The sequence below is a fragment of the Pseudoalteromonas sp. McH1-7 genome (assembly GCF_013366255.1).
Classification (GTDB): domain Bacteria; phylum Pseudomonadota; class Gammaproteobacteria; order Enterobacterales; family Alteromonadaceae; genus Pseudoalteromonas; species Pseudoalteromonas peptidolytica.
The window spans coordinates 104241-130465 of sequence record NZ_JABWPQ010000013.1 but is presented as its reverse complement, the minus strand read 5'-3'; the positions used below and the strand labels follow the sequence as shown (position 1 = coordinate 130465).

Here is a 26225-nt window from a genome sequence, read left to right as displayed (position 1 = left end):
TTATTTTCCTTGTGTGTGCCAGTAATGCGGTATTTCTAGCGGTGCGCTTGGTGGCAAAGTTGGATTACTCAATTCTATAATTGTTTTATTTTCGAGATCTAGTGCTTTGACTCGGCTAGAAAAGTGTTTTAAAAACAGCGCTTCAAACTTACCATCTTGTAGCGCTCGTTTTAGACCTTTTTTAAGCTGTTCATATAACAGCTGATCATCATGGGATACAAAAAAGTAGACCGCAGAAGGGTAATAAAATGCGACATAGTGATCTGCGCGTAAGCGCGGATCACTGAGTGCGCTTTCAATACTGACAAAATCGCTGGGTAAAATATCAAATCTTTTTTTAGCTAACATTTCATAGCCACTTTGCTCTTGCGAAAACGACATGACATGAAGCCCATTTTGCTCAAAAATTTCATGATCCGGCCAATCACTACGAAGACCAAACGTAAAGCTTCGTAAATCACCAATGTAACGTATAGCACTGAGTGCGTGGCGATTATCTCGATGTACTAGCGGGATCCGATAACCTAATAAACCTTTGACTAACGGAATACGAATGGCTCTTGCCGCTTTTTCACGTTGAGAGTTAGTCACCAGCCAACTAACATCTACCCCAGACTTTTTCCCAAGTAACCTGATAGCTCGCGCTTGCGACACCACATTGCGCACCGACACTATTTTGCTCGGCGTTTGTTCATAAGATAAAGCTAAGGTCAATAATTCGACAATATAAGGATCTGCGCCAATACTGATCCGTATCACCCTAGCTTCTTGAGCAACCGCTGGTAACCACAATAAGCTAAATGTCAGTATCAACCACTTCATTGTTGATCCCAATCGAACTTATATAGAAAATCTATGCTGTTATATAACCCACTGGTTGCTTCTACATAAAACTTAGAAAAAACCCGATAGCGCAATGCAATTTCATTAATTGATTCAAACACACCCACTCGATAACTTATTTGTATATTGGGGGTAAGATAGCCTGACACTTCAACTTGTGTATCATCACCACTGCCTTTAGCTGATAAGTTAACGTCGGAAAAGCCGAGTGATTCACCAGCCTTGCTAAAAAAGCTTTCGCTTCGATCAATTCCTTGTGAGAGTAAAAATTGAGTGAGGAGCGCATTATTTGAAGTCTCTGACTTTCCTAGCGGTTGGCCGTTTAGTAAATATGATAATGCTTTAGCTTGATCCATGGTGGGCTCTGAGAACACAACTAAACGCGGTGAAGTAATACTACCGGTTAACTCTACTCCAGCGGTTACATCATTCGCTGTAGTCACTGGATTTCGGATCGCACGAATATTTAAATAGGGCTTATCTAACGCACCATTAAAGCCAATTTGCCCTGTACGGATAAGTAAATCTTGGCCAAACGCTCGGTACTTTCCTTCTCTGAGTTGCAGCTCCCCAGTTGCTAACATCGGCGTTGTTATTTGTTTATCAACTTCGATAGCACCAGTAACAAAGCTATCTAAGCCCAGAGCATTAACCCTAAAGTTATCACCAACTATTAGCTCTAAATCTATTTCATGCTGGACAGGCACTGACATTTGCTTTTTTACCTTAGCATCGACAATAATTTCATCGTCGCTTGGTGAGGTTACGCCCGCTGGCAATGACTCGATATTCACTCGACCAAATGGCACTAAAATCTCTCCAAAGACACGTGCTACTTTGTCTTTATAAGACAGCGTTAAATCAGGATTTGCCGTTAACTCTATTCGCGAACTCGGCTGTAAATATAATTCATCCCCCTGCATACTCACTTTAGCGGATAATTCCGATGACCAATCAGCGTCACCTGTGAGTACTAATTTACCGCCTTTGGTAGCATTAAGCTCGGCCTTGAGCTGTGCAGACGTTGTATTAAAATCGAGATTTATACTGCCTTCGTCGATTTCTATCGGCAAAGAGTCAGATGACATAGATAAATGTTGAGCACTCAGCTTACCATTAACCTCAGGTGCCAATAGTGTGCCTGCAATATCTATATCTCCAGACACCGTGCCCTGAAGATCAAAGCTTTGATCTGTTACTCGATTTAATAAAGTAGACAACTTGGCCAGCACGATAGACTCGACTTTAATCTTTCCGGCCAGCGTTGGAGTCTGCTTATTTAGCGGTAGACGCGTCGTACCACTGAATTTACCTAGTGTCTCAGACATCATACGCCAATCGGCATTGAGTTGTTTGTTATCGGTTTTCAGCTGTGCTTTAAACTCAGAAATTGAAACTCTTTGACCATGTGTAGCAAGCTCTACATCAACGATATTTAGCTCACCATTTGCACGTATTATCTGACCACCTTTCCATGCAAGTTTTGCTGTAGCATGGGTTTGCCCATTTAACGTCAATTCATTTGGTAACCAAGCTTGTAATGTAGCCAGCGCTAATTTATCAAGTTTAAACTCTGCTTTTCCTTGTCCACTTTGCTGCTCGGCGGCGAAACACAGCGTGCTACCCGCCATTTTCCAGCACTGTGATGCAACACGCTGAGCAGATCCACTTAGCACAATTACAGCTGGGTTTTGGAGTGTTATCGTTTGACCCGAAGCGGTGATTTCACCTGACGATAATTCTCCATACCAAGCTGACTGCTGGGTCTTACCACTGACTTTTAGACTGGCAACGACGCGCTTATCACGAACATCCAATGCGATATTATGCTGCTTTTGATCTCCTTTCACCGTAAGGTGAATACCTTCAAACACTTCAGTGTCGATATGCAGGCGATCTAAAGCCAATTTCATTTGACCAGACAGCACATTGGCTATATCAACTTTCCCGTTTGCCGCCAAACCGTGTAATGTTTTATCCTGATAACGTAACAAATCAAAATACAGTTCAGTCTGAATGCTCAGCTTTGTATGATCACCCCGAATAAAAACTTCACCGCCACCCACAATATCCGCAGGGAACAGCGCGTTTGCTGTTTGCTCCAGCTGTAGATCAAGATGTAAATCTAGCTGCTGCCCAAGCTCACCACTTAAGATGAGCTTATTTTTGCCATAAGTTAAATGTGCATGACTCAGCTCGCCGAGCAGACTTTGGTCAACAGTAAACTTAACTTCTGCCTGTATTGGCAATCCAGCAAGTTGTCCTTCTGCTGTAAAGCGCTCGATATTAACCTGCCACTGCTCTGCGTGGCTGGAAAAGCCCAGAGCAAACTGGCCATTTAACACATCATCTTCGACCATCTCTACATTCGATGGTAGCAGGCTTAGCAACTTATCTATGGGCAGCTGAGTAAAGTCTCCTTTTGCGCTGGCTTTCAGCCCAGTCTGCCAATTTATCTCTCCAGACACCTCGGCCTGAGCTTTGTTGAGTAAAAGCGCGCCTTTAGCCAAGACAAATGCGTCTATCCCTCCGTGACCATCAAGTGTAGCGCTAATATCACCAATAGACTGCGCATTAACAGCCAACGATGTAGACATTTTATAGTTTGTAATGTCTCCTTGTAGACTAAGGGTGGCACTTTTCAGCGCCACTGGCTTTGCAGGGGTAAGACACTTTTCAACTTTTCCTTGCAACGTAAACGGCCAATTTTTTTGCGTTAAGTTTGCATGCGCTTGCATCGATGAAAACACCGCACCTTTGGTGTTCAATGAGAGTGTTAAGTTATGCGGTTGACCTACTAGGCTGGCAGTTATTAGTCCTTGCGGCGCGCTCATCGTGGCATCTAATGTCACCGTCCAGTTATCTAAGGCGATGTCTGCCGCTGTTGATAAAAACCATTGCTGATAGTTGAGCTGCGCATGTTGCACTTTCACGGTCTCAGCCAGCTCGACTCCAGAGACTTTTATATTAGTGATTGTCTGTTCATCAATGGAGAGCCTGTTGAGTGTCAATTCACCTAGCATCGCTGTAAACGGTAACGCTACTTTTGGCAATGGAAGTGGCGCTATTTCACGTAATGGTGCTGATGCTTGAGCAGAAGCTGGCGGCTTAGCCACTTTGGTGTTTATCAGCACCGAGTCAATAGATAAAGCACTGACATCAATATGTGAGCCTGCTCCTGATAGCTGCGTATCAAAATTATGTACCTGTACATTAAGCTCAGGTGTCTTAAGTGAGAGCTGCTGAATTTGAGCCTGCTGAATGGCAAATGAAAATGGCAAATCAAGCATGCTGCTTTGGGAAGGTTGCGTATCACTTTTACTGATAGATTTTTGTTCTACTACTATCGTCTTAGCATCTACAGACAGACACACACTTGCACAGCTCCACCACGCCAGAGCTATCTTGGCGTCTTTGAGACGAACATCTATGTTTTCATTCTGGTAACGTAAGTTCAGATTTGCACCCGACAACAAACGCTTGTCTATCCCCTTTATCTCAAGGCCTGCAACTGATTGATTCGCGACCCAAACTAATAGCTGTTGCCCGGGTAAAGTAAAGCATAAACAAACTAGCAGTATAAACACACTGATTGAGGCGGTGATAAGTTTGATTTTGAAGCGTCTAAACTGCATTAAATTTCAGGCCCTATGACAATACTAAGACGAGTACTTTTACTTTCTTTGGTAAGCCCCCACGCATGGTCTAGGCGGATTGGGCCTACTGGTGTTAGGTAACGAAAACCAAAACCAGCACCGACTTCCCAAGCATCGGAGAAGTCATTCGTTGCAGTCCCTGCATCAATGAATAACGCCGCTCTCCAACTTGGGTGAAATTGGTAATTGTATTCCAAAGTGCCTGTTGCCAGGTACTTACCGCCTAAGATCCGCCCCTCGTCATCTCGTGGACCGACTGACTCGTAGGCAAAGCCACGGATACTCTGATCGCCGCCTGCCAAGAAACGGTGAGTGAAGGGTATTTTATCGATATCTTTAGTTACGATGGCACCCAGATCGATACGGCCAAAGAACAAATGCCTAGCCTCCACACTTCTTAGCCACTCATTGTTCCAACGCACTTTTAACATGTTCGTCGAGGACAATAAGGAGTCAGCAGCTCCCTCTATGGAAATTAACCTTTTATTACCCCAATACGGCAGCGCGCCACCTTTACTCTCCTTTTTTAAATAGCTGACTCCTGGTATCAACATTTCGGTTTTTTGCGTTTCATTTTTTTGCTCTGTAGATTCATGTTCACGCTTGATAAATGCTGTTCTTATCCAATCATCATCGGTTAGCCACTGCCGCTGTACCTGTACATTCCAGATCCGGCTATCAATACCCTCAGTAACATCATCTTGTAATTGATACCCTCCTAACACCCGCCATAAATCATCGTTTGGGTTTTCCACGGGAATAGTGTAGCTAGCTGTAATATCCTGTTGCTTCTGAGAGATCCTAAGGTTTGATTCAAAAGAGTGACCCGACTTTGTGATCCACGGTTTAACCCATTTAAAACGTGTTTTGGCGCCAACATCATCGCTATATCCTGCGCCTAACTCAAAGCTATTTGCAGGCTTGTCTTCAACGTGAACACTCACTGGAATTTGCCCACTGGCACGCGCTTTTAATAATGGGTATACCTTGATAGCGCTAAAATAGGGGGTTTCATTTAATGCTAGATTAAAATCAGATAGTAAACCTGCCTCAAACGGCTGTCCTTTGGAAAAAGGACTCAAAGAACGGATATAATCAGCAGCTTTGGTGCTTCGTTCAATCGTCAAACCACCAAACTGATAGCGTATTCCTGTGTCCAATAAAAATCGAACTCCAGCGTATCGATTGCCTTGATGTATGATCAGCTTAGATTCTTGCCATTGATAGTCAAAATACCCTAGCTCCAGCAGTTCACTTTCTAAACGACTTTTCGTTGCTTGGTAATCGCTATGATCCACCTGTTTACCGATACGTACAGGCACATCTTCTATCAAAGCTAACAACTCAGCGTTTGCTTTGCCTTCACCGATGAGATCAATATTCACCGTTTTCCATTTTAATGGCGCTTCGAGCTTTATAGTAACAGCAACGGCTTGGCTATCTTCACTAAACTGTATCTCAAAATGATAGTAACCCAAGGCATTTAACGAACGGCGTATATCCGCTCGCATAGACTTGAGGACTCGCGGTGTTTTTGTTTTACCTTCATACCCTTTCAAAAAGCCCAATACATTATTTTTTACCGTGCTGTTATCTAGGTTAACCACAATACTGGTGATATGTTCTGCTTCTGGACGAGACTCGGTTTCTACCGCAAAAGCAGAGAAGCAACATGTTAACAATATAATTTTCAGACAAAGAAGAAACGGCTTCATTAAAATAATACGACCTAAATATAGCGACTTAACAACACAGGTAGTGTCATTGTGCTTGTGAAATTGGAGACTGTAAAACGACTTTTAGAATAAAGTGTTATTTTGCCGCCCTTAACCTGAACATCGGGTTTATTTTATGATATTGCCGTCATTGCTATCACACATTTATTTACAATCATGCTTTTTATTTTGTTACAGATGACGGACAATAGCGATAATTGAACCTGCAGAGTAAAATTATGCAATTCCCAAATGATGATAATGGCGAGCTTCTTGCCGAGATTGCCGCTGCTGGCGTTGACTTAACGCAGATGCAGAATATTGACTTTTATATTCTCTTCGAAAAAGCAGATGATGCAAAACGCTTCATCGACACTATTGAAAAAGATGAGCTAGCGCCTAAAACCCAACTACAAAAATGCCCAGATACCGGTGTGTGGGAAGTGGTCACAACAGTAACTATGGTGCCACTACATGAACTGCTTAGCCAAACAGAGCAGTACCTAGAGAGCATCGCAAATGAGCATGAAGGCTATGGCGATGGTTGGGGATTGATGGCTGACGAATAGCAGGCTGTTATACCAATTATCTTAAGTAAATATCTTGTCGATAACTACGATACCGCACCCTGCTACCGCCAAGGTACCTACATCGACGTAGCCTGAATAACCGAGCACACCTTAAGGTTTTAACAACATTTAATAGGTGTGCTGATACCTAGACGACTAACTTTTATCTGCTTTTCTAAAACTTCCTTGATAATCAAATAACTTTTCGGAAACCTGCCAACCAAACTTTTTATGTAATTTGGCGATAACAAAATCTGGCGCGATGAGATCTGTCGTCGTTACCTGTGCAGCAGATAGCCACTTTGCAGGCACAGGTGTTGACTTTCTTCGTTTTGCAAAAAGCTGGTGGAACACAAATACACTTTTTTGATTAGAAAAATCATACACCTCACTACAGCTGGCACCATCTTCATCAAAGTAAGTAACTTTTAACTTATTTTCGCTAAACACTTCCCCACTTAAGCCGCTACACCTTAACACCATCGCATGTTTTAAATTTAAGGCTGCACGGAGCTTATCATCTGGGTCAGCCATTACCCCGCCACACTGATGACATTGCCTTGCCGCAATATCGTTTTCAGCACCACATGCGTCACATTCTTTGAATTTGAAGCGAAAGTCACATTGTTGTGAATCCCCATCAATATCCTCCAACAGCCCCTGGCAGCGTCGCCCAAAATGCTCTATCACTTTGCCCTGCTCATCCACTTTACCCCAAAATATGTTTGCAAAGCCACAGCCTGGGCAAAGTACCTGTACCGGTTCATTGTCATTACTCGGCTTTTTGCTGCCAACCTCTGGCGAAAATAAGTCGAAATCATTTCCCGCATAATCTAGAACCAGACAATCTACTTTATTGTCATCCAGCCTAAGTCCTCTGCCTACAATTTGCTGATACAGGCTTACTGATTCTGTTGGGCGTAAAATTGCGATAACGTCTACGTGGGGAGCATCAAATCCAGTAGTCAATACCGACACATTAACTAGGTATTTAATTTCTTTATTTTTAAATTTCTTGATTAACAGATCACGCTCTGTAGATTTGGTTTCACCGGTAATTAGCGCACTACACTGCTCCGGTAAGTAACCTAACACTTCCTTTGCGTGCATGACGGTGGCTGCGAAAATCATTACCCCCTGTCGCTGTGTACTCAAACCTATCAAGTGCTCAATAATACTTTTTGTCGCACGAGTCTGAGCATTTAATAATGTATTCATATCTGATGCTGAATAGCGCCCAAATGAATCTGTACTTAAACTGGAAAAGTCATAGTTTTCTACCGCAGGATCTATTTGATTTGGTGGGGTTAGGTAGTTGTTTTTGATCATATACCTAAGCGGTAACTCATAAATACAATGTTTAAATGGTGAATCAGCTTCACCTCTCACGAAACCATGATAATGTTTTTGGTATATCCACCCCATGCCCAACCGATAAGGCGTTGCAGTGAGGCCTAGTATTTTTAAGTTTGGATTTAGTGTCCGTACTTGCTGCAGGATTTGCTGATACTGGCTGTTATCCTCGCCGCTTACTCGATGACATTCATCAATAATAACGAGGGAATAGAATTGATCGAGCTGAGAGACATTTCTCGATAAAGATTGCACACTGGCAAACGTGACTTGATGCTGTAACGACTTTTCTTTTAAGCCAGCGGAAAAAATACTCGCCTGTAAACCATAACTTTTATATTTTTGTGCATTTTGTTCAACTAACTCTTTAACATGAGTTAATACCAGTATTTTATGTTTAGCAAGCTTTGCTAATTCTGCAATAACTAAACTTTTTCCAGCTCCTGTCGGTAATACTATGACAGCAGAATCATTACTTTTACGAAAGTGAACCAAGGTATTTGTTACGGCTTCTTTCTGATAAGGTCTTAATACGTAAATAAGCGCCTCAAATATAACTAATTGATCCAAAAAAGGCGTATCTATTGAGATACGCCTTTCATGTAGGCTTTATCAGTGCAATATCTAACTACACCAATAATCGGCTATTTATTCGATTAGATAATCATCTAAGTTAACACCTTGGAATACCTTAGGTGTTTTACCGCGACCCGTCCACTCTGTTACCTCACCGTCAATGATTATACGGTATTTAGGTTTTACTTTTGAGCGACGATCAGCTGCGCCTTCACCTACTAAATCATCAAGCGTAAGTCCTTTTTCTTTCAACATTGCCATTACTTCAGCTTTGGCTTGTTGTTGTTCCTTTTGCTCATCCAGCGCTTTTTGAATATACTCCAATGCTTTTTCTAAATCACTCGGACTTGCAGTTTTTACAAAAGACTTGATCTCACGCATTGACACTCTCTCATTTAAGCTAGTTTTAATATTAATATTGAATACTATATTAAAATTTTAAAAAAACAAATTCTATTCTATATACCTAAAGATTTTAACAAAAAAAAGCGCCATAATAGCGCTTTTGTATGTGATTTAAGAAATTTTAATTACATTTTGTTTAAAACTCAATCTACTTTCCAGTCAATTGTCCCACCTGCTTTAATAGGAACTACTGAGCCTGTGCCGAGTGTGTAAGAGTCAGGCACCACCCATGGTGATTTTGTTAACGTAATCGTATCTTGATTTCGTGGCAAATTATAAAAGTCAGGGCCAAAGTGACTTGCAAAGCCTTCAAGCTTGTCAAGTGCTCCCGCTTCTTCAAATGCTTCAGCGTAAAGTTCAATAGCGGCATGCGCCGTATATGCACCAGCACAACCACATGCGGCTTCTTTTTTGTCTTTTGCATGAGGCGCGGAGTCAGTGCCTAGGAAAAACTTTTTACTGCCACTCGTTGCAGCTGTAATCAAAGCCTGCTGGTGAGTATTACGTTTTAAGATTGGCAGACAATAGTAGTGAGGGCGAATACCACCAGCTAGCATGTGATTACGATTATATAGTAAATGATGGGCTGTAATTGTAGCGGCAACATTGTCCGGTGCATTGGTAACAAAATCAACAGCATCTTTTGTGGTGATATGCTCCAACACAATCTTTAAAGACGGGAAGTTGTCTACTACCTTTGAGAGCTTAGTTTCAAGAAACACTTTTTCTCGGTCGAAAATATCGATTGAAGAGTCTGTCACTTCCCCATGCACTAGCAGCAACATACCAACTTCTTGCATAGCTTCAAGTGCAGGATATACATTTTCAATATCCGTGACACCCGAATCTGAATTAGTCGTCGCACCGGCTGGATACAATTTAGCCGCAACAATGTGACCAGTTGCCTTTGCTTTTTTGATTTCCTCTGGCGTCGTATTGTCTGTAAGATAAAGCACCATTAAAGGTTCAAAATTACCTTGCGGATTAGCACCCATGATCCGCTCGCGATATGCCAAAGCACTGTCGGTACATGTTGCTGGGGGCACTAAGTTAGGCATAATAATCGCTCGCCCCATGTAGCGACTAATGTCTCTTACGGTATCAACCAATACGTCACCATCTCGCAGGTGAACATGCCAATCATCCGGTCTTGTGATTGTTAGCGTTTGTTTGCTGCTCATTGCTCTCTTCCACTACTGAATTTGCCCGATCATAGGCCGCGATTTGGTGTTAGTAAAGTTTTTAAGACGAAGCTTAGTTTATTTCAACTCAGAGGTATGGCTCTCTGTAGCGCAATAAAACAAACACTTCAGTATTGGTAAATAAGTGCAAATTACGTTAACGTAATCATAGTCATTTATGAGAAATATGTATGCTATCTGAAAACCAAAAACTAGAATCAAAAACAGAGCAGCTTAGCATCATCAACCAGTTTTCCTCGTCACTGCTGCACCTGACCAAGCTCGATGAATTATTTGAATACGTTACAACACAAGTCGTTAGTAAACTTGGCTTTGTTGATTGTGTGATTTATCTTGCAGACCCTTATCAAGAATACCTTGAAGTAGCTGCAAGCATGGGCGTGTCGGAAAATAATAACGACTATCGAGTGGCACAAACTAGGATAAAAATAGGCTCAGGTATTACCGGCCAAGTGGCAATGACAAGAACGCCCTTTATTTCTGGAGATGTCGCTTCTCACCCTATGTACATCGCAGATCTTCGCCCTGCTCTGTCAGAATTATGTGTACCGTTGGAATATGAAGACCACTTGATTGGTGTAATTGATTGCGAGCACCCTGAAGCGGATTATTTTACTGCTGCACACTTACAGATTTTATCAACCGTCGCGCATTTATTAAGTGCAAAAATACATCAACTTAGAACACTGGAAAATCTACAATCCACCATTGCTCAATTACATCAGGCTCAGAATTTAGAAAAGTCTTTGTTGAAAATCGCTAACATCACTTATCGCTTCGAGAATTTAGAAGCTTTTTATGATGATCTATATATGATCATTGCATCCCAACTAAGTGCGGAAAACTTTTTTATTGGTTTATACGATACCCAAGAGGACGTGCTAGAAATCGTTTACTTGGTTGAAGGTGCAGAAAAATGCAATGCGCACCAGCGAGTGTCAAAAGATCAAATAAAACATAGCGCATCTTATTTTATATTAAAAAATCAGCGACCACTTTTATGCGACCATCTCCAGTTTAACACGCACATAAAACGGGGATATTTTAAGATGATTGGCCGCTCGCCCCGCTCTTGGCTGGGTGTGCCATTTATTGTTAATAGCCAGTATCAAGGTGTAATCGTCCTACAGAGTTATGACAATGACCACGCCTTCGTCAACCACGACCTTTCTATTTTGACTTATATAAGCCGTCAAGTCAGCATGGCAATTGACCGGCAATTATCAAGGCAAGCACTTGAACACCGCGCGCTACATGACGACTTAACAAGTCTGGCGAATCGATACCTGCTATTAGAGCGGATAAAACATGCTATTTTACGACTCGCTCGAGGCTCATCTTCTCACATGCACTGCCTTATTTATCTAGATTTAGATAGGTTTAAAAGTATCAATGATTCGCTTGGGCATGATGTTGGTGATCACTTCTTAATTGCGATTGTGGAAAAAGTTGGTACTTGTATTCGTAAAACAGATACATTTGCTCGCCTTGGTGGCGATGAATTTGCAATTTTTTTAGAAAATGTGTCGGATAAAAAGCAAGTGAGTGTCCTCCTTGATAGGATCACCAAAGCAATTACCAAGCCCCTACATATCGACGGTCATGTGCTACAGGCATCAGCAAGTATAGGTGTTGCCTTTACCGACAAAGACTCTGATAGCGCAATCAACCTATTGCAGCAAGCTGATGCAGCTATGTATGAGGCTAAGTCCTCAGGACGAGGACAAGTGTGTTATTTTAATAACGCGATGCGTAAACGCCTGAAACAACAAGCAGATATAGAAAATGATCTCCAGCATGGCATTAAAAATAACGAATTTGCTTTGTACTACCAACCGATATTTTCACTCAACACCGGAGCGATTGTTGGTTTCGAGGCATTAGTCCGATGGTTTCACCCAAAAAATGGCCTTGTTTCTCCTGATACCTTTATTCAAATAGCAGAGCAAACCGGGCAAATCATCGAGCTGGACTTGCACCTTCTAACCCTAGCTGCAGCACAATTAAAGCGCTGGAAAGATCAAGGTCAACCGCCGATACGAGTTACCGTCAATGTCTCTTCTCGGCATTTTGCCAGCCTAGAGTTTGTAGATACAATCAGAGAGCTTTATCAACGTTATGAGCTGCATTCTGGCTCACTATGTTTGGAGATCACAGAGTCAGGGCTTATCGCTAATTTAGCGCTAGCGACAAAAATAATCCATGGACTGGCTTCCCTTGGCGTCAAGCTTTATCTAGATGACTTTGGTACCGGATATTCAGCACTTGGTTATTTACATCAATTACCTATACACGTGCTAAAAATAGATAAAAGCTTTATTGATCAGCTCACTGAAAAAGAAAACCCACTCGTAGATGCAATTTTAAAGCTTGCTCAATCACTCAATTTAACTGTGGTTGCTGAGGGCATAGAGCAGCAGACACAATGGCAGTTATTGAAACAAAAAGGCTGTCAGTTTGGCCAAGGGTTTATTGTTTCTCAACCGCTGCCAGCAGATCAAGCGATGGCTTTTGTTTTTAGCTACTCTGAAAACATAGGCAAAATTTAAAAACAACCAGCTCGTTCATCTTTAAGCCAAACCTTTGATTAACGTACCAAAGGTTTGGAGAAAATTTGACTTTCATTATATGAATAAAACTAAACTATAATTTTTTGCAATTTTTTTACAGAATTGGTGACAACGCTGTCATTTTTAGTGTTATAGTGGATTTGTGAATTTTTGAACAATTCACCATAGGTATTTAGACGTCTAGACATTGATAATAAATAAATAGAATCGTAATATTGAGTAAAGCTGAGATTTACTCACTTCAAATATGAGAACTGTTGATAATGATTGATATAAAGCACCTAAAAACTATCTCCACCTTGAAAGAAACTGGTTCTCTTGTGAATACAGCACGAGAGCTTTTCCTGACTCAATCTGCTTTATCTCATCAGATCAAAGATCTCGAGAGCAAACTTGACTGTCAACTATTCGAGCGAAAGACCCAACCGGTGCGATTTACACCTCAAGGTATGTTGTTGCTAGAACTTGCAAATGAGGTATTGCCAAAAGTTGAAGCTACTAAATGCCGTCTAAAAGAAAGCCTGAATCAACCGATTTCACAGCTAAGGCTCAGCGTCGAATGCCATGCTTGTTTTCACTGGCTATTGCCCACGATAAAAGAGTTCAATACGTTTTGGCCTGATATTAAAGTGGATTACGAGCGTGGATTTAGCTACGACGCAATTCCAGATCTCATGGATGATGAACTTGATTTGGTACTTACCTCTGATATTCGTGAACCAGAAAAACTAGAGTATGCGCATTTATTCGACTTTAAGTTAAAGTTAATTGTCGCACCAGATCATGAGCTTGCCAAAAAAGCCTATGTGACCGCGCTAGATTTAAAAGATGAAACTATCATCTCTTATCCCATACCTCGTGAAAGGCAAGACATTTTTAAGCACTTTATTCAAAACGCTCGCTTTGACGGTACACTCAAAAACGTAGATCAAGGACTACTTATTTTTCAGCTTGTCAGTGCTGGAATGGGAGTTGCCGCGTTACCTGATTGGTTGGTAACGCCATACGAAAGTCAGGGGCTAATTAAGTCAATTCCACTTGGTGCGCTTGGACTGAGCCGCCCAATGTATTTGGCCATGAAAAAAAGCATGAAAGACAATCCTGTATATCGGCACTTTTTGAACACATGCAGAAAAACAACCGCACGATAAATAGTTGCGCGCTCGTTTGCTTTTTTGCTCTGTCATAGCGGTCGAAAGTCTCGTAGCCGTAGCTGGGCGTTTTTAAATAGGCGCAGAAGCGACGGCTGTAAATATGATGTGATTGATTTCTAGAACCCTCTTCTCATGCTAGCATACCCTTAAGTTACACATGCTAGCACAAGGATTTTCCATGTTTGAAGTGAAAAAGGTTCTCGGTCAACTACTCATGCCATTACCTTTGTCTTTAATTCTGTTGATGGGCTTATTGCTGTTTGTCGCAAAAACTCGAAAAGCACCATACATTTTTTGTTGGCTGAGCTTACTGTCTATTTGGAGTTTATCTACTCCTTATGTAGCACAGAAAATTATCGAGACAGATGCTCAAATGCTCACCGCGCTTGACCCAAGAAAACATCAAAGTATCGACAAAATTGTCGTGCTGGGTTGCGATTTATATCCAAATCAATCATTACCTAGTAATGCACAACTTGGCGGTTGTAGCCTTGCTCGCTTAGTTGAAGGTGTGCGTTTAGCGAATCTCTACCCTAGTGCACACCTATTTGTTTCAGGGTATGGCTATGGTCATGCCACTAGCGCAGGGTTAATGGCCAAGACAGCTCAAAGCCTAGGTATTGAAACTTCGAGGATAAAACAGAACCCAAATCCAAAAGACACCGCCGACGAAGCCAAAATGCTCGCACCTATGTTAATTGATTACAATGTAGCACTTGTCACCTCAGCTACACATATGCAACGAGCGATGGATCTTTTCAACGCTCAAGGGGTTGAGACCATCCCTGCACCGACAGAATTTTATAATTTTGCTCAGCATCCATGGAGTCGACAGTTTATCGCCAACCATACCGCACTCGAAGTCGTAACTAGAGTTTGGCATGAACAGGTTGGCAAAGTATGGATAGCTATTCGACGCACGATTGACCCAGAAGCACTCTAAATGACGAAAAAGGCAACAAAACAAGGCTAAATCCCGATAAATTGGCGCTGAAAAACGTAAAAAATTGAAAATTCACGCAAATATGGGTATAAATAGAGTTTAATCTTAACCCGCGTATCCGCGTACAACACGACTAGGATCTACGATGAGTAAACTAGATAAAACTGAAGTACTAAGCGCTTTCGAAGCTGCGTACGAAGCTGCACATGGCAAAAAGCCTGAAATCACTGCGAAACCAGGTTGGTATAGCATCGATGGCGGCAAAAACATGCGCCTTGCAGAGGTAGCGGCATTAACCGAAGAGCTAACTTCAGGGTCAGCTGTAGCAAGTGAGACGACGCAGGCGCCTGCTAAAAAAGCGAAAACGACTAAAAAGGCCCCTAAAGCAGCTGTAAAATCAGTAAGCTTTGCTGTCGTTAAAGAAAACGAAGAAGGCTTTAAAGCGGAAGAACAGTGGATTGCAGAGCTTGCTGCAAAAGACCATGACTGCCGCCTACCTCGTGGTGTTGTGTAACTGGTTTGCACATATCATGAATAAAAAAACCTCGCTCTGTCGAGGTTTTTTTATGTCTGTAACAGTAATATAGATTTACTCTTTCAAATTGAGCAAATATTAAGTCTAATTGGTATAAGTATTAAGACTAATCGGAATTACACCTTAAAAACGGAAACTTGCTTATTAAGGCGCTCCGATAAAGCCTGAAGATGGTTGCTGACATCAGCATTACTTTTTGCACTGTTGGTAATTTCAGAAATGCTACTGCTGAAATCGTTAATATTCTCACTAATTTCGGCAACCACCGTGGTCTGCTCTTCTGTAGCAGTCGAAACCTGAATATTCATACCAACAATTTCATCTACCGCTTGATTAATCTCTGCCATGAGTTTTGCTGACTCATTGGCTCGATTGACTCCTGATGCAGCACTACTTTGTGCTCCTTCCATTGAAGATACTGCGTGTTGCGCTGTACCTTGCAGCTTTGAGATCATCTCTCTTATAGATTCAGTCGCTTTTTGAGTGTTATGTGCAAGCTGCCTCACTTCATCAGCCACCACAGCAAATCCACGGCCTGATTCACCTGCCCTAGCCGCTTCAATCGCTGCATTTAATGCCAGTAAATTGGTTTGTTCTGCGACGCCTTGGATCATTAATACCACTTGATTGATTTCGTTTGATTGATCATTCAGTGCCTTTATTAGTTGTGCATTGTCTCCAACTTCACCAGCAAGCTTTTCGATGGTTTGAATATTTTGTGAGATAACCCCAACACCTTGTTTTGCCAACTCTCCTGAGACTTCAGCTTTATTCGCCGTGTTCATTGCACTGTGTGCAACCTCTTGAATAGCACTGCTCATTTGAGTGGTCGCGGTTGCAATCATTACCGTTTGTTGTTCCTGCTGCTGCGATGTCCCTACCATAGATTGACTGATTGTGTTCAGTTCACAAGCCGTCTTGGACAAACTATTTACCATAGTGACTAAACTTTTAACTAAGTCATGTAAGCTGGAAATCATACTGTTAAAATCGCGCCCAATTTCACTCAATTCATCGTTTCCTTCAACAATGACCCTCTGAGTCAAATCGGCATCTCTGGCAATGTTGCCTATGCGCATCCGTAGCCGCGTAAGTGGCTTATTAATGGATTTAAAAATCAGCATTCCTATCGTTAACATCATAACAATAATGGCAACGGAGGAGATGAGCATAGCGGCCTTTGTGGCATCCGCTTCAGCACGTCCCATACTACGTAAACTATCTGCTTCTGTGAGCTGTAGTTCAATTAACGCATTATAGCTTTCACTTAATGGATCAAACGCTGCGTACAAGTCATGGATAAATACATCATAGGGGATTGAGTTAAAGGTGTTTGCTCTGACCCTGGCGATGTAATCGTCGAGTAATCTCTCAACCACTTGCTCTGCCTTTTCAGACGCACTAACTAAATCTCGCTCCTGCTTTGTTAATCCTGTTTGAAGGTAGTTTTTCCATTCACCCTGCGCCGTATTTTTAGCTGCTTCTATTTGTTCAAGCGCGGCGCGGTCAGACAGTTGTTGGCCCCTTAACTTATGAAAGGTATCCACAATCACGACCGCGTAATTATCAGAAACCACTTTTATCTGCTTTAATGGCACAACTCTATCGTCATATATGCGGTCAATGTAACTGGTTAGGTTTGAAAGGGTAGCGATTGTAAAAATGGTGGCAAATATAAAAAATATAGCGGGAATGCCTGAAAGCGACAACAACCTGCTTTTAACTGAAAACCTATTTAACATCGACATTTTCTTATTGGGCAATACTAAGTTTTAGTATTACCCAATACTTTATTATTTCAAGAAAGAATGTAATTTAAACAATGTAGAATTGATTAAGGTCATTACACAGTGTTTTGATCAATTCTAATGAACACTTTTCTGAAAGAGTTTTTATATTCTATTGATGACTGGCATTACTAGCTAAATGCAGCCTTTCTAGAGTGTAATATTTCATATATCCACGGGCTGGTTGAGTCCCTTTTAACAAAAATTCACGTTTCTAGCTGCCTAAGGCACTGCCACGTCTAGCGCATGCTTCTGGATCTTAATCTCAATGTCTTTTGCACTTAATATTTCGCCATCGAGTGCATAATGCTGATCCGTCGCAAATGCAATATTTATTTTTTCACACTGAGCTGTGCGTATATTAGATGATGCGTCATCTAATTTTGGAAGAATAAGCTCAGCAACAGTTAAATTCTGAGCGCCTGAGGGCTCAGCAGGTAAAATAGTAACATCTAACAGACCATCATCGTAAATAGGCTCGCCATGACCCTGAGCGAGTATTGTCGTTTTTGGCGCGGCATTAGCAATGACTAAACTAACACACTTCATCGTAAAGTGCTCACCACCATCAAAACTCACTTGACATTCAAAGGGTTTATTTTCGCTGACGGCTTGCCACAAACCACGAATGTACGCCAGTTGACCCGAGTGATTCTTTTCCTCGCGGCTTGCTCTTTCGATCATTTCCTGACCAAAACCAACTGCAGCAACTAATAGGGCGGCTCTGCCATTACAGTGCATGATATCAATCGCTTTGGTTTTGCCCGCTAAAATGGCTTCACACGATTGATTAACAGGGTCAAGCTTTGACATCGGACCAAGTAACACGGTTGCCAAAGAATTTGCGGTGCCAAGTGGTAGAATGCCAAACAAGGTGTCTTGTTGATATATACCATGAGCGACACTGGCTAATGTTCCATCTCCACCGCCTGCAATAACAATGTGGGGTTGAACCTGTGACACCAAATGTTGGGCAAGCACTGAAACATCAGTGTCTTTTTCTGTAAGACTAATCGACAGGCGATATTTTTCAGTCAGCATGCCAACTATCTCATTTTCGTATTCAGACCATTTTCCTGAGCCCGATACAGGGTTAACAATTAACACTGCACTTAACTCATGAGAGAAGTTTTTGTTTTGATGGAGCTTTGTCAGCCCCCTTAGTTGCTGCTTGTTTAATCGCGCAGTTTCCCGTTGGTTTTGAATTTTTTCTAAAGCTTCACGAACACTATATTGTGGGTTGGTCAACAACAAATATGCCGTACAAAAAAACACTGAGCGGCCACGACCAAGCGCACAATGCACCACAACTTTACGATTGAGTTTATGTTGCGCCTCTATCCATGCCATTGCGTGAGCTAATTGCTCTGGTGTTGGTACTTGATGATCGAGCACAGGAATATTTAAGTAGTGTAACCCTTGTTGCTCTGCCGACCAGTTTAAGCCGTCGAATTCGGCTGTTACATCTAAAATTGCTTCTATACCCTCCGCTTTGAGCATATCCACATCACTTGGGAAAAGTCGACAAGCAACAAAAAGATCTTCTGTTAGCGGTTGAAATGTATCTACAACATCCCTGCCGCGCTCTATTGCATTATACAAGTGCACAAAACCAAGATAAGGCCAGAAAAGCCAAGTGACATACCATGGAATAGTTCCTGTTCCATGCTTTCTAAATATATGTGGATAGTTCGTCGCATAAGCAAAAGTGACTAACGACACTGACACAGTAAACCAAGCTAATGGTAGCATTAGCCATGATCCCAAACTGTATATTGTCAGCGCAGCCAGTACGCAGCTAGCTAACAAATAGTACTTGAGCATTTTCATTGCCTTTCCTTAATTATTTTTTATAGCGCTCAGCTTGTTCTGATCACGCTTCAGGGTTCTGTAATACACTCTCGTAATTAAACCTTAGTATATATATTCATATATTAATCCACGCTGATAAAAAGTTTTTTCCATTACAATCATAGCCATAAAAGCAAATCCACACGTTATCCTTGCTCAGCCACTTACACCTAATAATACTTTCAGCACGACTTATGCAAAATTGTGTACATAACTATTCAGCAGACATTAATCCATAAAAATTTCTAATGCGATAATTATAAAATTTATCAGTTGAATGAAGCATTATTGATCACCATAATGGCGATCCTTTAGACATATTTGGAGAACCAAACAGACAATGGCAAACGAGCTCGACTGGCTACTTAACTTAGTATTACTGACTTTAGGTTTTGGCGCCTTTTTTATTAACCATAAAACGCTACTAAGAGTAGCTGCTGTGTGCGCATGTGGCGTACTTTTTATCTCGTTTAGCCTTGATCTGATGAACACTAGTGTGATTTCTAACCTTAGCCTGATTCTGATAAATACATTTTATCTTTTTAAAGTCTATACTTTCGGTCAACTAGAAGTTCACTAGTTCCTAGCGACTAGTTCCCAGCGACTAGTTCCATAATTTAATTTGGTGCGCTAAAATCATGGCTATCATTGCTTGTTAATGGAGAAGCAGTATGGCCATGACTGATGAAGAGCTATTTTTGGCATCCATGGGCGACGTAACTCCGCTCGCCCAAGATAAAAAAGCACAACTGCGCCGTATCAAAAACGAACCTACCATTTCACAACTCGCAAAACGAAAGGCAGCAGAGCAAGAACTTGAGTTCGATCCCAACTACCTCTCTACAGAATATGTTGATCTTCTCGACCCTCATGACCTGCTCGCATTCAAAAAAAGTGGGGTGCAGGATGGGGTTTATAAAAATCTTAGATTAGGTAAGTACCAAATTGATGCGACTTTAGATCTACATGGCAAGCCATTTCATGAGGCTCGCCAAGCTTTATTTAATTTCGTTACTGACTGTCATACGAAAAGCATTCGAGTGTTATTGATAAGACACGGGATCGGTTTAAACAGCAAGCCATTTCCAGCCGTGTTAAAGAGCTACACCAACAAATGGCTGCAAGAAATTCCACAAGTGCTGGCCTTTCATTCTGCTTTAAAATGTCACGGCGGCAGTGGTTCTACTTATGTACTACTCAGAAAGAGCGACGAAAAGAAACAAGAAAACAGAGAGCGTCACGCCAAGCGCTAAAGCCCAAATAGCCGAAGTGCTTCGGCTATTTGCCTCTGAGACAGATGCTGTTCCTCATCTCTGTCATTTTCCCAAGGTAACAGTCTCTCTTTGAAGCTCACTGGCACCTGCTTGATTAAACCACGCAGATACCCCTAACAAAATAACCGAAACGACGACTATTGATAGTTTCGCGCCACCTTGACTTTGCTTCATGGACTAGACCTTTTTATTATTGTTTTTTTGTTAAATTAATGCATCATTCATAAACTCTCAAGATGTTTTTTTATACAGTGTTATCCGTGCCTTCAAGCTCTCTAGTAGCCCTTTTTCTTTTGCACTATGTGCATTAACTCCCTACCCTCTGTCATCGCAAGATAGTTATTTGCAATTTGCAGTGCAGCTGTAGATAAACTTGTTAATGCAGCAACGTGAGGAGTCACGGTAATGTTAGGATGTGACCAAAAAGCATGCCCTGTTGGCAAAGGCTCTGTTTCAAATACGTCTAAAACAGCTCCACCAAAAGTCTCTTGAGTGATAGCTGTAAGTAAATCCGCCTCATTTAAGTGCAGACCTCGAGCAACGTTAATTAGTACGCAATGAGCAGGAGAGGCAGCAAAAACTTTGGCATTGAGGATACCTTTTGTTTGTTCCGTAAGTGGCAATAAACAGACGAGATAATCTAAATCCTGTAAAAATGCACCAAGCTCAGCGTCACCGCAAAAATGTATTATCCCTTCAAGGCTTTTCACCGAGTTCGACCACCCCTTTACGGTAAATCGATTAGCATTCAGTTTATCAGCCACAGCTAAGCCAAGCTGACCCATTCCCATAATACCTACCGTTCTGCCTGACTTGGCTCTACAGGGCTTCCACGCTTGTTGAGCCTGTTGCTTAAGATACATATTGATACCGAGTTTGTGACTCAAAATGTGACCAAGCACATATTCGGCCATATCATCAGCTAGGTTTGGATCAACAATACGTGCAACCTCTACGTGCGGTGGTAATAGTTGTACCGGAATACTATCAATGCCTGCACCATAGGAATGCACCACTTTTAGATTAGGCAGCTGCGACCATAATACCTCAGGCGCATTCCATGCCAAAACAAACTCAACCTTCGCTAGTAAGCTTGCATCATCAACAGGCCATTGGAGTATCGTTTGTTTTGGCAAAAGCTCGCTCAGTTTAGCGATTAATTTGTCATTGTTGCGTCCAGTAACACAGATAAGTAAAGCCATATGATTCCTTTTTGTTATTACACACTATCACTGCAAAGTAAATGACATACCAATGCAACATGCTTGTCATTAATAGTTTTTACTCTTGCAAAAAAGCGCCAACAGGTGATGAAAAATGATCAGTGTAGATAAAGTCATTGAAGCAAATCTTCCGCAACTTGAAAACTCCCCTAAGGTAAAAGGTTTAGTAAAAAAAGGACTTGGTTACTTATTACATGAGCAAGAATTTGTCGCTTTTGCCGACACATACCCTCACCTTGAGGGTCTCGAGTTCGTTGAACAAGTCCTCGATGAATTAGATTTCGATGCTCGCTTTAAACCAAAACAAATTGAGCACATTCCCAGCGAAGACGCTGTCGTAATAGTTGCAAATCATCCGATTGGCTCTTTGGATGCCCTTGCCCTAATAAAAGTACTTGCCCAGATACGGCCAGATCTTAAAGTGGTTGCAAATCGTATGCTGATGTCGGTTACACCAATGCACCCCCTACTCTTGCCCGTGGATAACCTCTCTGGTGCCAGTAAAAAGCAAGAGCTTGCAAATATCCAAAACCACCTAAAGTCTGAAGGAGCACTACTTATTTTCCCAGCAGGGGAAGTTTCTCGTTTGAGCCCAACAGGCATTAAAGACTGTAAGTGGAACTCAGGCTTTCTGCGCATGGCTAAAAAAGCCAATTGTCCCATTTTACCTATTTTTATTAAAGCTAAAAACAGCCCGCTGTTTTACGGCACAAGCATGATTTATAAGCCTTTAGCCAGCTTACTACTAGTAAAAGAGATGTTTAAACAAAGGCAAAAGTCATTAGAATTTGAAATAGGTGCAAGCATCCCCCCAGACTCTTACCTAATTGACAATCTCAAAGACAAAGAAATTGTCGCACTGATCCGTAAGCAGCTTTATCGGCTAGCGAGTAAAAAGCCCCTTCCACTCAAAACTCAAACGCCGATTGCAATGCCAGAAAATCGTAAAGAGCTTAAAAAGGCGGTGGAAGCCTGTGAATGTATAGGAGAAACCCCCGACGGGATGCAAATATATGTCTATCGCTATACTGGTAGCTCAGTGGTATTTAGGGAACTTGGGCGCTTAAGAGAAATCGCGTTCAGAGCAGTAGGAGAAGGGAGTGGAAATCGTCGTGATATCGATAAATACGATATGCACTACCACCACTTGTTGTTATGGGATACAAAACAACTCGAACTCGTTGGTGCTTATCGCCTTGCCAGCGCTAAACACGTGATAGAAGAGCATGGTCAAGCAGGACTTTATACAGACAGTCTATTCTCATATAGCGAAGCCATGACTCCTTATTTTGAAAAAGGGCTAGAGCTTGGTCGCAGTTTTGTACAGCCAAAATATTGGGGACGAAAGAGCTTAGATTATCTTTGGTATGGCATTGGTGCATTTGTTAAGCGTTACCCTGAGCACCGCTACATGTTCGGTGCGGTAAGCTTATCAAATGCGTTACCTGATGAAGCCAAAGCGATGCTGGTATATCACTACCAACATTACTTCTGCAATTTAGAGGGCATCGCCACGCCTAACAATGAGATGAAACTAACTAGCGATCAACTTACACGCTATCAGCAAATATTTTGTGGCAGTGATATTAAAGAGGACTTTGCTGAGCTCAAACATATTCTCGCGAATATGGGCGCGCAAGTACCGACCTTATTTAAACAGTATACTGAGCTGTGCGAAGCGCAAGGGGTCAACTTTCTGAGCTTTAGTATAGATCCCGACTTTAATAACTGTATCGATGGTCTGGTACTCGTTGACTTAGCTAAATTGAAAGACCAAAAAGCAAAACGCTATCTGGGCGATAACCCTTACGGTTAACCCCAAAACGTTGGTCCTATGCAATAAAGGTCGCTACACTGCGGTCTTTATTGTCGTATGTTGTTATCATGGGATCATGTATATGCTCAAACTACTTGGCCAAGCTTTCGTCATTGTGCTGGTGTTTTTCGCCGTTTCCACCTACCAAGAAAGAAACATGCTGCCCGACTCAGGAGCGCAAATGGCACCGCCATTTCATCTTCCCATGTTACAGTCCAAGCAAACTTACTCCTCTATTCAACTCAAAGGGCAACAAAGCGTCGTGTATTTTTTTGCACCTTGGTGTGGCGTATGTCGGGTGAGCATGCCGAATATTGACAAATTACATCAGCAAGGCAAAGTCAAAGCGGTAGCGATTGCACTGGATTATCGCTCGACTGAAGAAGTAACAAAGTTTGTCAGCGACCTACAATTAGAGATGCCCGTGTTACTCGGTGATCAGGCCACAGCAACAGACTATAAAGTACAGGCTTACCCTACGTATTATGTACTTGATGAAAATTTTATGATCACCGAGCGCTCTGTTGGCTACTCTTCTGAGATAGGGATCCGAGCGAGATTGTAAGAAACTGCGGCAAGCCTCTTACAGTTAATTACAACTCTCTGAAGCTAATCAACATTTATTTCATTTAGGCTAAAGCACATCTTAACAAAGGATGAATAGGAAGCCTACCATGCGCCATGCGCCACACTTTACGCTCAGCAAAATTTCACTCCTGGTGCTCTGCACTACCCTCGCAAATAGCGCAGTAGCACAGGAAAATAAAATTGAACACATTGAAGTTATCTACAAACGCAGCTCCGTTATTTCAGAAATTACCGAAGATGCACAAAAACTTGTAGATATGCCAGGAGCCATGGGCGACCCTCTCAGGGCAGCATTTGCCTTACCTGGTGTGGTCGCTGCTGGTGGCTCTATGGGCGCACCTGCGGTGCGGGGCTCTTCACCTGATGATAATATCTTTGAAGTGGACTTTATGCCTGCTGGGTATATTTTTCATGATTTTGGCAGCTCCATTTTCAACCGCAATACTATCCAAGACTTTCAATTAAATTCAGCTGGCTTTGGTACCAGTTACAGTAATGCCACAGGGGCAGTATTTGACGTCACGCTTCGTAACCCAAAATACCAAGATATTGCCACCACACTAGATTTAACCATGTTTAACGCTGGTATCTTCGTTGAAGGTAAAGCAACGGAAAATTCTGCATTCTATGTCTCAGCCAGAAAAAGTACCCTACCGCTTTTTTTCAATGATGGCGAAGAGCTGGAGGACGATGATGGCAAACCGACGGGAGTAATCATTAACGATCCACCTGATGATCACGATTATCAAGCTAAATGGTTGTGGGATATTAACGCAAATAATTCGATTTCAATAAATATCAATGGTGCGGAGGACTCTGTAGCCGCTGGGTTTTCAGGTGCATCACACCTTGCTCTTAAAACCCCAGAGTACCAAGGTGACGCTCGCTACACTCGCAAATTCAACAGCCAGAACATACTGTGGGATCATTACGCTAAAGATCTACACATTCGTGCTGGGGTGGGGTATCTGAATCATAAAGCCATAATGCGATATGGGCAGCGTGCGACGCTATCTGATGGCTACTTTGAAAATTTTGAAGAAGAGCAGCTCAGCTATAAAATTCGCGCGAATTATAAGCTTCATAAAGAGCATCGCCTAATAGCAGATGCTGGCTATTACGACAAAAAGTCCACTTACCGCTACGACGCTTTTAATTATGTTTGCACCGAGTTTGACCCCGACTGCGACCTAAATAAAGGTGAAAGAATTAAGGGCACATCGAGTGCTGGAACAGATTCTGCCTTTATTGGGCTTAATCACGTTTGGCAGTTTTCCCCAAAATGGCAAAGTGAATTAGGAATAGTAGGCGAATATTATGACTACAGTGATGAGACCATTGTCCATCCACGTCTTGCGCTCAATTACTTCTATAACGATGACACAGTGATCTCAGCCAAGGCAGGCACCTACAGCCGCATTCAAGACCTTGAATATATTTTGCCTGTAGTTGGTAACCCAGACCTCGAAGCCCAACGTTCAACGCACTATACCTTAGGCTTCAAGCAGGAACTTAAAGATGAATGGTCATACTCCATTGAGACCTATTATAAGACCATGGACGACCTGCCTAAAAGTGCTCCTTTATCTCAAGTAAACTACATCAATGGGACTTCCGGTACAGCGTACGGTGTTGATTTTATTGTTAACAAAAACAAAACCGATGACTGGTATGGTTGGGTTGCTGTCAGTCTCGCAAAAAGTGAGCGTGAGGATGAGTTAACCGGCATTAAGCGTGACTACTATGCCGATACCCCTTTTATTCTTAATGCCGTGCTTCATTATGACTTTGGCGAAAAGTGGTCTGGAGGCTTTAACTTTACCGCTCGCAGCGGTCAAGCCTACACCCCGATTGTGGGAGTAAAAGAGAACCCTGAATTTGCGAACCGCTATTTGCCCGTGTATGGCGACCCATTTTCAGAGCGCTTTGACACTTATCACCGCCTCGATATTCGCTTTGAGCGTAAAACGACATTATTTGGCCTTGATGGCAAACTCATCTTAGAGCTAATGAACGCATACGGACAAGACAACACCGCCTATGTCGACCTTGACTATGACAAAGTTAATTCAGTCAACGACTTAGTAATCGAAGAGGAAAATGATGACTTTGAAATGCGCCCCTCTATCGGCTTTAGTGTAACATTTTAACTTGCCACAGGCGCA

20 protein-coding genes are annotated in these 26225 nt (G+C 42.1%); 10 read left to right on the top strand and 10 right to left on the bottom strand.

Annotated features, from left to right (window positions below; translation table 11 throughout):
• From HUZ36_RS11160 to HUZ36_RS11150, 3 genes are read right to left on the bottom strand one after another with little or no spacing between them, the layout of a single operon-like run.
• The gene (locus HUZ36_RS11160) at window positions 1-822 is read right to left on the bottom strand and encodes a transporter substrate-binding domain-containing protein (protein ID WP_176032883.1); all 822 of its coding nucleotides are present in this window, start codon (window positions 820-822) and stop codon (window positions 1-3) included.
• Window positions 819-4478, bottom strand: coding sequence for a translocation/assembly module TamB domain-containing protein (locus tag HUZ36_RS11155; RefSeq protein ID WP_176032882.1), 3660 nt, complete (start codon window positions 4476-4478; stop codon window positions 819-821). Before HUZ36_RS11155 ends, HUZ36_RS11160 begins: the two co-directional genes overlap by 4 nt.
• Window positions 4478-6214, bottom strand: coding sequence for an autotransporter assembly complex protein TamA (locus HUZ36_RS11150; RefSeq protein WP_176032881.1), 1737 nt, complete (start codon window positions 6212-6214; stop codon window positions 4478-4480). Before HUZ36_RS11150 ends, HUZ36_RS11155 begins: the two co-directional genes overlap by 1 nt.
• 239 nt (window positions 6215-6453) lie before the next feature.
• On the opposite strand from HUZ36_RS11150, the gene HUZ36_RS11145 reads away from it, so the two are divergent.
• Entirely contained in the window at window positions 6454-6783 is a 330-nt protein-coding gene (locus HUZ36_RS11145) for a ribonuclease E inhibitor RraB (protein WP_125252342.1), read from the top strand.
• Between the two features lie 156 nt (window positions 6784-6939).
• On the opposite strand, the gene HUZ36_RS11140 is transcribed toward HUZ36_RS11145, so the two are convergent.
• From HUZ36_RS11140 to pyrC, 3 genes are all read right to left on the bottom strand, one after another.
• Entirely contained in the window at window positions 6940-8706 is a 1767-nt protein-coding gene (locus HUZ36_RS11140; RefSeq protein ID WP_217704658.1) for a DEAD/DEAH box helicase family protein, read from the bottom strand.
• A gap of 78 nt (window positions 8707-8784) precedes the next feature.
• Window positions 8785-9093 (bottom strand): H-NS histone family protein, encoded by a 309-nt coding sequence (locus tag HUZ36_RS11135; protein WP_125252343.1) that lies wholly within the window; start codon window positions 9091-9093, stop codon window positions 8785-8787.
• A 167-nt stretch (window positions 9094-9260) separates the two neighbouring features.
• Window positions 9261-10298, bottom strand: coding sequence for a dihydroorotase (gene pyrC / locus HUZ36_RS11130; protein WP_147389662.1), 1038 nt, complete (start codon window positions 10296-10298; stop codon window positions 9261-9263).
• 191 nt (window positions 10299-10489) lie between these two features.
• On the opposite strand from pyrC, the gene HUZ36_RS11125 reads away from it, so the two are divergent.
• The 4 genes from HUZ36_RS11125 to HUZ36_RS11110 all read left to right on the top strand — a co-directional run bounded on the left by HUZ36_RS11125 (window position 10490) and on the right by HUZ36_RS11110 (window position 15500).
• Window positions 10490-12868, top strand: coding sequence for an EAL domain-containing protein (locus tag HUZ36_RS11125; RefSeq protein WP_176032880.1), 2379 nt, complete (start codon window positions 10490-10492; stop codon window positions 12866-12868).
• Window positions 12869-13152: 284 nt separating this feature from the next.
• The gene (locus HUZ36_RS11120) at window positions 13153-14040 is read left to right on the top strand and encodes a LysR substrate-binding domain-containing protein (RefSeq protein ID WP_125252346.1); all 888 of its coding nucleotides are present in this window, start codon (window positions 13153-13155) and stop codon (window positions 14038-14040) included.
• Between the two features lie 181 nt (window positions 14041-14221).
• Window positions 14222-14986: a YdcF family protein gene (locus HUZ36_RS11115; protein WP_147389658.1), complete on the top strand. Its 765-nt coding sequence runs from the start codon at window positions 14222-14224 to the stop codon at window positions 14984-14986.
• 145 nt (window positions 14987-15131) lie between these two features.
• On the top strand, window positions 15132-15500 hold the full coding sequence (locus HUZ36_RS11110; protein ID WP_125252348.1) for a hypothetical protein: 369 nt from the start codon (window positions 15132-15134) through the stop codon (window positions 15498-15500).
• A 137-nt stretch (window positions 15501-15637) separates the two neighbouring features.
• On the opposite strand, the gene HUZ36_RS11105 is transcribed toward HUZ36_RS11110, so the two are convergent.
• Entirely contained in the window at window positions 15638-17263 is a 1626-nt protein-coding gene (locus HUZ36_RS11105; protein WP_176032879.1) for a methyl-accepting chemotaxis protein, read from the bottom strand.
• A gap of 267 nt (window positions 17264-17530) precedes the next feature.
• Window positions 17531-19138, bottom strand: coding sequence for a diacylglycerol kinase family protein (locus HUZ36_RS11100; RefSeq protein WP_176032878.1), 1608 nt, complete (start codon window positions 19136-19138; stop codon window positions 17531-17533).
• A 361-nt stretch (window positions 19139-19499) separates the two neighbouring features.
• On the opposite strand from HUZ36_RS11100, the gene HUZ36_RS21750 reads away from it, so the two are divergent.
• Both HUZ36_RS21750 and smrA read left to right on the top strand, forming a co-directional pair.
• Window positions 19500-19739: a hypothetical protein gene (locus HUZ36_RS21750; RefSeq protein ID WP_088530084.1), complete on the top strand. Its 240-nt coding sequence runs from the start codon at window positions 19500-19502 to the stop codon at window positions 19737-19739.
• A gap of 91 nt (window positions 19740-19830) precedes the next feature.
• Window positions 19831-20412 carry a DNA endonuclease SmrA gene (smrA, locus tag HUZ36_RS11095; RefSeq protein WP_176032877.1) on the top strand — a complete coding sequence of 194 codons (582 nt, stop codon included), beginning with the start codon at window positions 19831-19833 and terminating at the stop codon, window positions 20410-20412.
• A gap of 63 nt (window positions 20413-20475) precedes the next feature.
• On the opposite strand, the gene HUZ36_RS21860 is transcribed toward smrA, so the two are convergent.
• Entirely contained in the window at window positions 20476-20607 is a 132-nt protein-coding gene (locus HUZ36_RS21860; RefSeq protein ID WP_263972618.1) for a hypothetical protein, read from the bottom strand.
• A 101-nt stretch (window positions 20608-20708) separates the two neighbouring features.
• Complete coding sequence (locus HUZ36_RS11090) at window positions 20709-21635, bottom strand: 2-hydroxyacid dehydrogenase (protein ID WP_176032876.1); 927 nt, start codon at window positions 21633-21635, stop codon at window positions 20709-20711.
• Window positions 21636-21750: 115 nt separating this feature from the next.
• Here HUZ36_RS11090 and HUZ36_RS11085 point away from each other — a divergent pair, with 115 nt between their 5' ends.
• The 3 genes from HUZ36_RS11085 (at window position 21751) to HUZ36_RS11075 (ending at window position 26210) form a co-directional block, all read left to right on the top strand.
• Window positions 21751-23472 carry a GNAT family N-acyltransferase gene (locus tag HUZ36_RS11085; protein ID WP_176032875.1) on the top strand — a complete coding sequence of 574 codons (1722 nt, stop codon included), beginning with the start codon at window positions 21751-21753 and terminating at the stop codon, window positions 23470-23472.
• 82 nt (window positions 23473-23554) lie between these two features.
• The gene (locus HUZ36_RS11080) at window positions 23555-24037 is read left to right on the top strand and encodes a TlpA family protein disulfide reductase (RefSeq protein WP_147389649.1); all 483 of its coding nucleotides are present in this window, start codon (window positions 23555-23557) and stop codon (window positions 24035-24037) included.
• Between the two features lie 109 nt (window positions 24038-24146).
• Window positions 24147-26210, top strand: coding sequence for a TonB-dependent receptor plug domain-containing protein (locus tag HUZ36_RS11075; RefSeq protein ID WP_176032874.1), 2064 nt, complete (start codon window positions 24147-24149; stop codon window positions 26208-26210).
• The last annotated feature ends 15 nt before the right edge of the window (window positions 26211-26225 follow it).

Excerpts from the sequence above, each read along its gene's own strand:
- HUZ36_RS21860 (WP_263972618.1), bottom strand. The coding sequence starts at position 20,607 with ATGAAGCAAAGTCAAGGTGGCGCGAAACTATCAATAGTCGTCGTTTCG.
- HUZ36_RS11105 (WP_176032879.1), bottom strand. The coding sequence starts at position 17,263 with ATGTTAAATAGGTTTTCAGTTAAAAGCAGGTTGTTGTCGCTTTCAGGC.
- HUZ36_RS11135 (WP_125252343.1), bottom strand. The coding sequence starts at position 9,093 with ATGCGTGAGATCAAGTCTTTTGTAAAAACTGCAAGTCCGAGTGATTTA.
- HUZ36_RS11160 (WP_176032883.1), bottom strand. The coding sequence starts at position 822 with ATGAAGTGGTTGATACTGACATTTAGCTTATTGTGGTTACCAGCGGTT.
- HUZ36_RS11100 (WP_176032878.1), bottom strand. The coding sequence starts at position 19,138 with ATGAAAATGCTCAAGTACTATTTGTTAGCTAGCTGCGTACTGGCTGCG.
- HUZ36_RS11155 (WP_176032882.1), bottom strand. The coding sequence starts at position 4,478 with ATGCAGTTTAGACGCTTCAAAATCAAACTTATCACCGCCTCAATCAGT.
- HUZ36_RS21750 (WP_088530084.1), top strand. The coding sequence starts at position 19,500 with ATGGCAAACGAGCTCGACTGGCTACTTAACTTAGTATTACTGACTTTA.
- HUZ36_RS11125 (WP_176032880.1), top strand. The coding sequence starts at position 10,490 with ATGCTATCTGAAAACCAAAAACTAGAATCAAAAACAGAGCAGCTTAGC.
- HUZ36_RS11090 (WP_176032876.1), bottom strand. The coding sequence starts at position 21,635 with ATGGCTTTACTTATCTGTGTTACTGGACGCAACAATGACAAATTAATC.
- HUZ36_RS11110 (WP_125252348.1), top strand. The coding sequence starts at position 15,132 with ATGAGTAAACTAGATAAAACTGAAGTACTAAGCGCTTTCGAAGCTGCG.
- HUZ36_RS11145 (WP_125252342.1), top strand. The coding sequence starts at position 6,454 with ATGCAATTCCCAAATGATGATAATGGCGAGCTTCTTGCCGAGATTGCC.
- HUZ36_RS11115 (WP_147389658.1), top strand. The coding sequence starts at position 14,222 with ATGTTTGAAGTGAAAAAGGTTCTCGGTCAACTACTCATGCCATTACCT.
- HUZ36_RS11150 (WP_176032881.1), bottom strand. The coding sequence starts at position 6,214 with ATGAAGCCGTTTCTTCTTTGTCTGAAAATTATATTGTTAACATGTTGC.
- pyrC (WP_147389662.1), bottom strand. The coding sequence starts at position 10,298 with ATGAGCAGCAAACAAACGCTAACAATCACAAGACCGGATGATTGGCAT.
- HUZ36_RS11080 (WP_147389649.1), top strand. The coding sequence starts at position 23,555 with ATGCTCAAACTACTTGGCCAAGCTTTCGTCATTGTGCTGGTGTTTTTC.
- HUZ36_RS11075 (WP_176032874.1), top strand. The coding sequence starts at position 24,147 with ATGCGCCATGCGCCACACTTTACGCTCAGCAAAATTTCACTCCTGGTG.
- smrA (WP_176032877.1), top strand. The coding sequence starts at position 19,831 with ATGGCCATGACTGATGAAGAGCTATTTTTGGCATCCATGGGCGACGTA.
- HUZ36_RS11085 (WP_176032875.1), top strand. The coding sequence starts at position 21,751 with ATGATCAGTGTAGATAAAGTCATTGAAGCAAATCTTCCGCAACTTGAA.
- HUZ36_RS11120 (WP_125252346.1), top strand. The coding sequence starts at position 13,153 with ATGATTGATATAAAGCACCTAAAAACTATCTCCACCTTGAAAGAAACT.